The 10,412-nt window shown below is 67.7% G+C and carries 6 protein-coding genes and 2 rRNA genes (1 of these 8 cut by a window edge); 2 read left to right on the top strand and 6 right to left on the bottom strand.

Features of this window, described 5'->3' with window-relative positions:
• Both O7599_RS17745 and rrf read left to right on the top strand, forming a co-directional pair.
• A 23S ribosomal RNA gene (locus tag O7599_RS17745) occupies positions 1-2,754 on the top strand; it begins 373 nt to the left of the window's first position.
• A 76-nt stretch (positions 2,755-2,830) separates the two neighbouring features.
• A 5S ribosomal RNA gene (gene rrf / locus O7599_RS17740) occupies positions 2,831-2,947 on the top strand.
• A 57-nt stretch (positions 2,948-3,004) separates the two neighbouring features.
• On the opposite strand, the gene O7599_RS17735 is transcribed toward rrf, so the two are convergent.
• The 6 genes from O7599_RS17735 to O7599_RS17710 all read right to left on the bottom strand — a co-directional run bounded on the left by O7599_RS17735 (position 3,005) and on the right by O7599_RS17710 (position 10,312).
• A complete protein-coding gene (locus O7599_RS17735; RefSeq protein ID WP_281623126.1) occupies positions 3,005-4,549 on the bottom strand; it encodes a type VI secretion protein in 1,545 nt (514 codons plus the stop codon).
• A gap of 1 nt (position 4,550) precedes the next feature.
• On the bottom strand, positions 4,551-5,924 hold the full coding sequence (locus O7599_RS17730; RefSeq protein WP_281623125.1) for an ATP-binding protein: 1,374 nt from the start codon (positions 5,922-5,924) through the stop codon (positions 4,551-4,553).
• A gap of 156 nt (positions 5,925-6,080) precedes the next feature.
• On the bottom strand, positions 6,081-7,616 hold the full coding sequence (locus O7599_RS17725) for an SCO6880 family protein (RefSeq protein WP_281623124.1): 1,536 nt from the start codon (positions 7,614-7,616) through the stop codon (positions 6,081-6,083).
• A 6-nt stretch (positions 7,617-7,622) separates the two neighbouring features.
• On the bottom strand, positions 7,623-8,960 hold the full coding sequence (locus O7599_RS17720) for a hypothetical protein (RefSeq protein ID WP_281623123.1): 1,338 nt from the start codon (positions 8,958-8,960) through the stop codon (positions 7,623-7,625).
• On the bottom strand, positions 8,950-9,792 hold the full coding sequence (locus O7599_RS17715; RefSeq protein WP_281623122.1) for a hypothetical protein: 843 nt from the start codon (positions 9,790-9,792) through the stop codon (positions 8,950-8,952). The genes O7599_RS17720 and O7599_RS17715 overlap by 11 nt, the downstream gene beginning before the upstream one ends.
• A gap of 211 nt (positions 9,793-10,003) precedes the next feature.
• On the bottom strand, positions 10,004-10,312 hold the full coding sequence (locus tag O7599_RS17710; protein ID WP_018840935.1) for a hypothetical protein: 309 nt from the start codon (positions 10,310-10,312) through the stop codon (positions 10,004-10,006).
• Between the last annotated feature and the right edge of the window lie 100 nt (positions 10,313-10,412).

Below are 10,412 nucleotides of genomic sequence, written 5' to 3'. Positions count from 1 at the left end.
ATAGGCGAAGGGCATGCGAAAGGCCCGGCGTAGAGGGTAAGACCCCCGTAGCTGAAATCGTGGCGGCTTGCTTGTTTGTTTCCCAAGTAGCACGGGGCCCGAGAAATCCCGTGTGAATCTGGCGGGACCACCCGCTAAGCCTAAATATTCCCTGGTGACCGATAGCGGATAGTACCGTGAGGGAATGGTGAAAAGTACCGCGGGAGCGGAGTGAAAGAGTACCTGAAACCGTGTGCCTACAAGCCGTGGGAGCGTCGCATGCAGCCTTCGGGCTGTGTGTCGTGACTGCGTGCCTTTTGAAGAATGAGCCTGCGAGTTAGCGGTGTGTAGCGAGGTTAACCCGTGTGGGGTAGCCGTAGCGAAAGCGAGTCCTAGCTGGGCGACTCGAGTTGCACGCTCTAGACCCGAAGCGGGGTGATCTAGCCATGGGCAGGGTGAAGCGGCTGTAAGAGGTCGTGGAGGCCCGAACCCACCAGGGTTGAAAACCTGGGGGATGACCTGTGGTTAGGGGTGAAAGGCCAATCAAACTCCGTGATAGCTGGTTCTCCCCGAAATGCATTTAGGTGCAGCGTCGTGTGTTGCTTGCCGGAGGTAGAGCTACTGGATAGGCGATGGGCCTTACCGGGTTACTGACCTTAGCCAAACTCCGAATGCCGGTAAGTTGAGCGCGGCAGTGAGACTGCGGGGGATAAGCTCCGTGGTCGAGAGGGAAACAGCCCAGAGCATCGACTAAGGCCCCTAAGCGTATGCTAAGTGGGAAAGGATGTGGAGTCGCAGAGACAACCAGGAGGTTGGCTTAGAAGCAGCCATCCTTGAAAGAGTGCGTAATAGCTCACTGGTCAAGTGATTCCGCGCCGACAATGTAGCGGGGCTCAAGCGTACCGCCGAAGTCGTGTCAGCAGCACAGATAGCCTTAACGGGTGTGTTGTTGGGTAGGGGAGCGTCGTGTGCCGGGTGAAGCATCCCCGTAAGGGAGGTGTGGACGGTTCGCGAGTGAGAATGCAGGCATGAGTAGCGATACACACGTGGGAAACGTGTGCGCCGATTGACTAAGGGTTCCTGGGTCAAGTTGATCTGCCCAGGGTAAGTCGGGGCCTAAGGCGAGGCCGACAGGCGTAGTCGATGGATAACCGGTTGATATTCCGGTACCCGCTGTGAGGCGCCAAACATCGAATCAGGTGATGCTAAGCCCGTGAAGCCCCCTTGTTGATCCTTCGGGTGATACGGGGTGTGGTGGAGCCGGTGATCCGAGCTTGTAGTAGGTGAGTGATGGGGTGACGCAGGAAGGTAGTCCAGCCCGGGCGGTGGTTGTCCCGGGGTAAGGGTGTGGCCCGTTGTGCAGGTAAATCCGTGCAACATGAGGGTGAGACCTGATGCCGAGCCGATTGTGGTGAAGTGGATGATCCTATGCTGTCGAGAAAAGCCTCTAGCGATGTTTCATGGCGGCCCGTACCCTAAACCGACTCAGGTGGTCAGGTAGAGTATACCGAGGCGTTCGGGTGAACTATGGTTAAGGAACTCGGCAAAATGCCCCCGTAACTTCGGGAGAAGGGGGGCCGCTTCCGGTGATGGCCTTTACGGCTGGAGCTGGGGGTGGCCGCAGAGACCAGCGAGAAGCGACTGTTTACTAAAAACACAGGTCCGTGCGAAGCTGTAAGGCGATGTATACGGACTGACGCCTGCCCGGTGCTGGAACGTTAAGGGGACCGGTTAGTCACCTTCGGGTGGCGAAGCTGAGAACTTAAGCGCCAGTAAACGGCGGTGGTAACTATAACCATCCTAAGGTAGCGAAATTCCTTGTCGGGTAAGTTCCGACCTGCACGAATGGCGTAACGACTTCTCGACTGTCTCAACCATAGGCCCGGTGAAATTGCATTACGAGTAAAGATGCTCGTTTCGCGCAGCAGGACGGAAAGACCCCGGGACCTTTACTACAGCTTGATATTGGTGTTCGGTTCGGCTTGTGTAGGATAGGTGGGAGACTGTGAAGCGGCCACGCCAGTGGTTGTGGAGTCGTCGTTGAAATACCACTCTGGTCGTGTTGGATGTCTAACCTGGGTCCGTGATCCGGATCGGGGACAGTGTCTGGTGGGTAGTTTAACTGGGGCGGTTGCCTCCTAAAGGGTAACGGAGGCGCCCAAAGGTTCCCTCAGCCTGGTTGGTCATCAGGTGGTGAGTGTAAGTGCACAAGGGAGCTTGACTGCGAGACTGACGGGTCGAGCAGGTGCGAAAGCAGGGACTAGTGATCCGGCGGTGGCTTGTGGGAGCGCCGTCGCTCAACGGATAAAAGGTACCCCGGGGATAACAGGCTGATCTTCCCCAAGAGTCCATATCGACGGGATGGTTTGGCACCTCGATGTCGGCTCGTCGCATCCTGGGGCTGGAGTCGGTCCCAAGGGTTGGGCTGTTCGCCCATTAAAGCGGCACGCGAGCTGGGTTTAGAACGTCGTGAGACAGTTCGGTCCCTATCCGCTGCGCGCGTAGGAGTCTTGAGAAGGGCTGTCCCTAGTACGAGAGGACCGGGACGGACGGACCTCTGGTGTGCCAGTTGTTCTGCCAAGGGCATGGCTGGTTGGCTACGTTCGGGAGGGATAACCGCTGAAAGCATCTAAGCGGGAAGCCTGCTTCGAGATGAGGACTCCCACCCCCTTGAGGGGTTAAGGCCCCCTGTAGACGACGGGGTTGATAGGCCGGATCTGGAAGCCCTGTGAGGGGTGGAGGTGACCGGTACTAATAGGCCGAGGGCTTGTCCATAGCTGCTTGCGTCCACTGTGTAGGTTCTGAGACAACAACCCCCACCCCTGGTGGTGGTTGCATTGTTTCATTGTGTTTCGGTGGTCATAGCGTTGGGGAAACGCCCGGTCTCATTCCGAACCCGGAAGCTAAGCCCGACCGCGCCGATGGTACTGCATGGGGGACCGTGTGGGAGAGTAGGTCACCGCCGAACAACTTTTATGGGTCAACCCCCGGACAGCGTCCGGGGGTTGACCCATTTCCAGACCCCTCACACCCCCAGCGAGAGTCCGGGCCACCGGCTGCGCGCCTGCTCCGGCGAGCGCATCGTGGCCATGGTCGGCAGTCCCTCGCGGTCGCCTTCGGTGAGGAGGGCGGGGAGCTGGGCGAGGGGGGCGACTGCGGCGACGTCGTCGAGGACGAGGGTGAGTGGTGGGTCGAGCCGGCCGGTGGATGACCCTGCGGCCATGCGGCGGCCGTGCTCGACCACGTCTGCGGCGAGGGCGGTGAGCAGTGGCATCGCGCCCGGGCGGGACCGGGGGCCCTCGATGGCTTCACCCACCAGATAGAGCGTTCCCCCTTCGTCGATGAATGACTCCAGAACGAGCGAATCTGCTCGCGTGGGTTTTGAAGAGTTGCGGATGTGGATCGAGGACATGCCCTCCAGCGCCGTCGCCACCAACTCCGCCGCCTCGTCCCGCCGTTCGGGATGGCCGGTCAGGGCCGACTCCAGCTCGCCGGCCGCGCCGGAGGCCGCTTCGGGAGTCGAGCGGAGTATCCCCACCGGTTCGTGGGCGCCTGTGCCCTGGGCCCAGCGGTGGACCTGGGCGAAGGGGCGGGCCGCCACGGCGGCGGCGTGGAGCCAGCACGCGAGCATCGTCTCCGCCGTGTCCGCCACGGTCGTGTCCGTACGGTGCTGGGGGCGTACCGGGCGCAGGAGGGCCGCTGCGCGGGCGGCGGCCGTGGGGCGGTCCTGGCAGCCGGTGGCGGGGGACCAGCGGAGGCGGTCCGGGGTGTCGCAGAGCTGGCCCGGGTCGTAGACGAGGACGGGGCCGAGCTTGGCGCGGGCGTCCTTGGTGTCCGACCACAGAGAGGCGTCGGAGGTGACGACCAGCGCCGGGCCTTCCGCGCCCAGCAGCTTCTCCCGGGTGAGCGTCACGGCCGTCGGGCTGCCCTTGCGGAACACCAGCGGGCCCGCGTGCGCCGGCGGCGTCCCCGCCGGGGCCGGCGGCTGCTGCGGGACCCCCGGGAGGGGGCGCGTGGGCTGCTGACGTGGTTCCCGCGTTCCGCGGACGGGCGGCCCGGGCTGCGGGGTGGGTGCCGGGGGCCGGGTCTGCTCGTCCCCCTCGTGCCGCGCGTACCGCTCGCTCTCCTCGTACCGGTCCTCCAGGCCGCCCGCCAGCGCCTCGTCTCCCGCCGCGGCCTTGCGTGCCGCCGTCCGGCGGGCCCGCCAGCTCGCCGCCGTCGTCATGCCCACCAGCGTGAACGTGCCGAGCACCATCAACTGACTGATGAACACGCCCCAGAACAGCCCCCACCCCGACAGGGACTTCGGCGGCGTGTTCGGCCAGGCGGCCGGCAGATCGTGCGGTTCCGAGACCAGCTCGCGCATCGCCAGCGGCGTCCGCGTGAACGTGACGCCGTCCGGCCACGCCCCGTGGGCCAGCAGCCCGGACAGGCCCGTCGCCGTCCACACCAGAATCGTCACGCCGAGCAGGAACGCCAGTACGCCGAGGAGCAGGGCGTCGGGGATGCCCCGCTCGGGACCTCCCTGCTCGCGTCCGCCCCGGTTTCGTCCACCGTGACCCTGCGCCATTTCAGGCCACCGTCGATTCCTTCTCCATCACCACCGGACCGGCGTCGTCCGCCGCCTCCAGGGCCGGTACCGGGGCGGACTCCGTCATGGCCCGGTCGGTGAAGACCAGCGGGCGTTCGGCCTCGGTCACCAGGTGCTTGACGACCTGGACGTTGCCGTTGACGTCCCAGACGGCGATGCCGGGCGTCAGCGTCGGGATGATCTCGACGGCCCAGCGGGGCAGCCCGAGGACCTTGCCCGTCGCGCGCGCCTCGTCCGCCTTCTGGGCGTAGATCGTGCGAGTCGAGGCCATCTTGAGAATCGCCGCCGCCTCTCGTGCCGCTGCTCCGTCCACGACGTCCGACAGGTGGTGGACGACGGCGACGAAGGACAGGCCCAGGCGGCGGCCGAACTTCAGCAGCCGCTGGAAGAGCTGGGCGACGAAGGGGGAGTTGATGATGTGCCACGCCTCTTCCACCAGGAAGATGCGCTTCTTGCGGTCGGGGCGGATCCAGGTGTGCTCCAGCCACACGCCGACGATCGCCATGAGGATCGGCATGGCGATCGAGTTCCGGTCGATGTGGGACAGGTCGAAGATGATGAGCGGCGAGTCGAGGTCGATGCCGACCGTCGTCGGGCCGTCGAACATGCCGCGCAGGTCGCCGTCGACGAGGCGGTCGAGGACGAGGGCGACGTCCAGGCCCCAGTTGCGGACGTCCTCGACGTCGACGTTCATGGCCTCGGCGGCGGTCGGGGCGGGGTGGCGGAGCTGCTCGACGATGTCGGTGAGCACCGGCTGGCGGTCGGTCACGGTCTCGTTGACGTACGCGTGGGCGACCTTGAGGGCGAAGCCGGAGCGCTCGTCGAGGCCGCTGCCGGTGGCGACCTCGATGATCGTACGGAGCAGGGCGAGCTGGCCGGTGGATGTGATCGCCGGGTCCAGTGGGTTGAGGCGGATGCCGCTGTCGAGGGCGGCGAGGGGATCGAGGCGGATCGGGGTGATGCCCAGTTCCTGCGCGATGAGCGCCCACTCGCCGACGCCGTCCTCACCCTGCGCGTCGAGCACGACGACCTGGCGGTCGCGGAAGCGCAGTTGGCGCAGCACGTAGGTCTTCTCCAGCGCCGACTTGCCGTTGCCGGACTCGCCGAGCACCAGCCAGTGCGGCGCGGGGAGCTGCTGGCCGTAGAGCTGGAAGGGGTCGTAGATGTAGCCCTTGCCGCTGTAGACCTCGCGGCCGATGATGACGCCGGAGTCGCCCAGGCCGGGCGCGGCGGTGGGGAGATAGACGGCCTGCGCCTGCGCGCTGGAGGTGCGCACGGGCAGCCGCTGGGTCTCCGTCTTGCCGAAGACGAAGCCCGCGAAGGCGCGCGTCGCCAGATCGAGAAGGTCGGCCATGGGGGGTCACCTGATCCCGGTCGCGAAGGGCAGGGTGTTCACGAACGCGCGGTGGTGCGGTGTGCCCTTCCGGGCGGGGACCGGAGCGTGGGGGGACGGACCGCGGCGCATGGCGCGTGCCGTCTCGTGGGGGAGCATCAGCCGCTCAGCCATGGGTCACCTGATCCCGGTCGCGAAAGGCAGGGTGTTCACGAACGCGCGGTGGTGCTCTCTGTCGCACCATTCCAGTTTCAGGTAGGACTTGCCCGCCGAGGCGCGGATCGTGCGCTTGTCGCGGGCGAGGGCCTCGGGGGAGCGGGCGGAGACCGTGAGGTAGCCGACGATGTTGACGCCGGCGGCGCCGGAGGCGAGGTCTTCGCCGCGCTGGTCGATGCGGTCGTGGTGGGCGATGTCCCGGGGGTCGACGACGCGGTTCATCTTCGCCTGCCGGGACGCCTCGGCGTCGTCGTTCGTCTTCTCGGTCAGCATCCGCTCGATGGCCACTTCTGTGGGCTCCAGGTCCATGCATACGGCGACCGTGCGGATGACGTCCGGGGTGTGGACGAGGAGCGGGGCGAGGAAGTTGACGCCGACCGGGGTCATCGGCCATTCCTTCACCCACGCGGTGGCGTGGCACCAGGGGTCGCGGGTCGCCGACTCGCGGGTCTTGGCGCGCAGGTACTGCGGGTCCACGGCGTCCAGTTCGGCCGGCCAGGCGTTGCGCTGGGTCATCGCCTGGATGTGGTCGATGGGGTGGTCCGGGTCGTACATGGAGTGTACGAGGGCCGCCAGGCGCGCGATGCCCAGCGGCTGCCGTACGCGGATGTCGGCCTCGGCGAGACGGGCGCAGATGTCGCCCAGCTCGCGGGCCATGATGACGGCGATGCACTCGTCGCGGCTCTGCTTGGTCGCGCGGCCCATCACCGTGGCCTCCTGGCCGAGGTCGCGGGTGTAGGGCATGCAGGCGACGAGGTAGGCGCGGTGCTGCTCGGAGGAGGTGGAGACCATGGACTGGAGCTGGTCGTACGAGCCCTTTATCCACTGCGGCGCGCGCGGGTCGCCGCGCTGCGAGACGTCCTTGGCGTGCGCGTCGGGGTCGGCGGGCAGCGTGCGGGCGAGCATCTGCAGGCGGCGGACGAAGCCGTCGCCGTTGGCGGCGTGCTTGAGGAGCGTGCCGAAGCGGTCGACGAGCGCTTCCTGGTCCTCGCTGTCGCGCAGGCCGACGCCGGGGCCCTCGATCTCTATGACGGCCGTGACGGTGCGGCGGTCCGCGTGCAGCAGGACGGCGATCTCGTCGGGGCCGAAGGGGGCGACCTGCCAGTTGATGCGGCCGATGCCCGGCGGGGTGCCGACGGCGACCTCCTCGCCGTTGAGGCGCGTGCCGGCTTCCTGGGCGCCGGAGCGGTAGACGGCGGCGCCGCTGCGCAGGAGGCGGCGGTGGCTGCGGCTGATCTCGAACCAGCGGTAGAAGGTGCGGCCGCGGTACGGGACGTAGACGGCGGCGAGGGCGAGCAGCGGGAAGCCCATGAGCAGCACGATGCGCAGCGTCAGCACGGGGACCAGGAGGCCGCACATCATGCCGAGGAAGGCGCCGCCGATGATCATGCCGATCTCGCCGGTCTCGCGGTTGCGGCCGACGATGGCGTTGGGGCGGGCCTTGCCGATGAGGTACGTGCGACGGGGGGTGATCGGTGGTGTGTCGTGCGTGGTCACCGCAGGTCACCTCCTGTTTCCGGGCTGTTGGGCGGACTGCGAGGACGCGCCGCGGCCGCCTTGCGCGCCGGAGCCGGGGCCGGGTGCGCCGGAACTGTGGTTGGCGGTGCGGGGCTTGGACGGGGTGGACTGCTGCGGGCGGGTGCTGTGCGCGGAGACGCCGCCGGCCACGGGGTTGGCGGGCTTGGCGGCGGAGCGGGACTCGCCGCTCGTGCCGCCGGCGGGGCCGGAGGACGAGCTGCGGGAGCCGTGGGTCTTCATGCCGGCGGTGACGAGGGCGGCGGGGGTGGCCATGACGGCGGAGGCGGGGTTGGCGGAGGTGGCGCGGCGGCCCTGCTTGGCGGTCATGATCTCGTCGCCGAAGCCGGGCACGAAGCGGTAGATCATCGCGCTGGCGAAGATGGCGAGCAGGATGATCGCGAGGCCGGAGACGACGGCGGAGAAGGCGTCGGGTCCCTCCTCGGCGGAGAGGGCGCCGGCGAGGCCGAGGACGATGACGATGACCGGCTTGACGAGGATCACCGCGATCATGATCCCGGCCCAGCGGCGGACGTGGTGCCACATGTTCTTGTCGACGAGCCCGGCGTAGACGGCGGTGCCGAGGAGGGCGCCGACGTAGAGGAGGGCGGCGCGGATGACGAGCTCCAGCCAGAGGACGCCTGCGGCGAGCACGGAGACGAGGGAGACGACGATGAGCATGATCGGCCCGCCGCCGATGTCCTCGCCCTTCTTGAGCGCTTCGGAGAAGCCGCCGAAGAACGTGTCGGTGTTGGACGACGTGCCGGAGGCGATGGCTTCGGTGACGGAGTCGGTGGCGGTGACGAGGGTGTAGAGGACGAGGGGGGTGAAGGCGGAGGCGAGGACGGTGAGCCAGAGGAAGCCGAGGGCCTCGCCGAGGGCTTCGGTGAGGGGGACGCCGCGGATGGCGCGCTTGGCGACGGCGAGGAGCCAGAGGGTGAGGGTGAGGATGGTGGAGGCGGCGAAGACGACGGCGTACTGGCGCAGGAAGGTGGTGTTGGTGAAGTCGACGGTGGTGGTGGAGGTGACGGCGTCGGAGAGCTTGTCGATGGTCCAGGCGGCGGCTTCGGCACAGCCCTTCGCCAGCGAGGACAGGGGGTCGACGGACTCGGTGACGTCGCCGGGCGAGTTGGGCGCGGAGCGGCCGCCGTCGTCTTCCTTCTCGCAGTAGTCCCGGGCGGGGCCGATGAGGCTGTCGCAGGCACCGCCGTCGTCCTGCGCGGGTACGGCGCCGAGCGCGCGGGGGGCGGCGAGCAGAAGGGCGGCCTGCGCACCGGCGAGCAGGCCGAGGGCTGAGGCGACGCGACGCCGCGGGCTACCGGGCATAGGTGAAGCCTCCGAACTGCTCGACGGCGTCCTCGATCTGCTCGTCGGTCGCCGCCGGTACGTCACCGGGGACGGGGGCGGGACCCCGCTTCTGGGAGTCGGCGGCGATCTTCCAGTCGCCGTCCGACCACTGGAGTTCGAAGGTCCAGGTATGCCAGGTGGTGCGTACGGGCACGTCCGAGTCGGGGCCTGCCACGCCGATCAGGCCGGTGTACCAGACGGCGACGGTGGCCCTTCCGCCCTCGTACTCCTTGACGGTCGTGCCGATCGGGACCGTCCGGGAGATGAAGGTCATGCCGGAAGAGGGCCGGCCCTCGGCGTCGAGGCCGAGGTTGGCGAGGAAGTCCTCGGAGTACGCCGCGTCCATGTCCGACTTGGTCTTCTCCGCCAGGTCCGGTGTGTACAGGGCGTCGACCAGCTTGTGGCGGCCTTCGGACGTGAACATCTGGTCGCCGCCGAGCGCGACGGCGAAGTTCGCCGCCGCCGACTGGGCGCCCGCTGCCGAGCGGGGGAAGCCTGAGGGGATGCCGTTCGTGGAGTTTCTGACCGGGGAGTCGCCCGTGGGGGACGTGGGCTGGGTCCGGTTGTCGGGGTCGGCGGTGGTGCCGGGGTCGTCCTGGGTGCTGCCGCCGCGGTTCGCGAACGCGATGGCGGCGATGAGGAGGACGACGACGCCCACGACCGTGACCATCGCGCGGGACGGCGAGACGCGGCCGCCGCGGCGCGGGGCGCCGTAGCGGGCGTCGTGGTCGCCTTCGGCGAAGCGCGTGCGGGTGCCGGGTTCGGGGGTGGCGTAGTCGGTGTAGTCGACGTAGTCGTCGTCGTGGCTCATGCCGGGTCACCCCCTTCGTGCGCCGGTGCTGCGTTGCACCGGCGTGCCGTAGGCACAAGAAGGTAGCGGTGCGCCGTCCTCCGCCGCACGGGGGTCCCCGGGCCGCGGCCGGGGGGCGGTCGCCTCCCGGGTCGCGGGCTCGGGCACTGCCCCGTCTGCGTGTGCCGCACCGCCGTTCGCCGTACGCCTGGCCCTGAAGTCACGGCCCGGCCTACACCGCCATTCCGTACACGATCGTGAACACGGTGCCGAGGGAGCCGATGATGAAGACTCCCGTCAGTCCGGCCACGATCAGCCCCTTGCCCTGCTCCGCGCTGAACGTGTCGCGCAGCGCGGTCGCGCCGATGCGCTGCTTGGCCGCGCCCCAGATCGCGATGCCCAGGCACAGCAGGATCGCGACCGCCATGACCACTTCGATCATCACGCGCGCTTCTTGGCCCAGGCTTCCGAAGGGGCCCCAGTCAGGGGCGATACCGCCGATGATGGTGTTGATGTCGCCCTTGTCGGCTGCCAGGAACATGTCGTAACTCACCGCCCCATGCGCTGTGTTGCCGTCCGGGATGGACGGCAGGAGTCATCGTCCATCCTCTCTGATGATGCCCTCGTGAGAGTCGATTTGG

Origin of the sequence: Streptomyces sp. WMMC500 (genome assembly GCF_027497195.1) — a bacterium.
Taxonomy (GTDB): Bacteria; Actinomycetota; Actinomycetes; order Streptomycetales; family Streptomycetaceae; genus Streptomyces.
This window is presented reverse-complemented; position numbering and strand designations above follow the sequence as displayed.

Excerpts from the sequence above, each read along its gene's own strand:
- O7599_RS17735 (WP_281623126.1), bottom strand. The coding sequence starts at position 4,549 with ATGGCGCAGGGTCACGGTGGACGAAACCGGGGCGGACGCGAGCAGGGA.
- O7599_RS17730 (WP_281623125.1), bottom strand. The coding sequence starts at position 5,924 with ATGGCCGACCTTCTCGATCTGGCGACGCGCGCCTTCGCGGGCTTCGTC.
- O7599_RS17720 (WP_281623123.1), bottom strand. The coding sequence starts at position 8,960 with ATGCCCGGTAGCCCGCGGCGTCGCGTCGCCTCAGCCCTCGGCCTGCTC.
- O7599_RS17715 (WP_281623122.1), bottom strand. The coding sequence starts at position 9,792 with ATGAGCCACGACGACGACTACGTCGACTACACCGACTACGCCACCCCC.
- O7599_RS17710 (WP_018840935.1), bottom strand. The coding sequence starts at position 10,312 with ATGTTCCTGGCAGCCGACAAGGGCGACATCAACACCATCATCGGCGGT.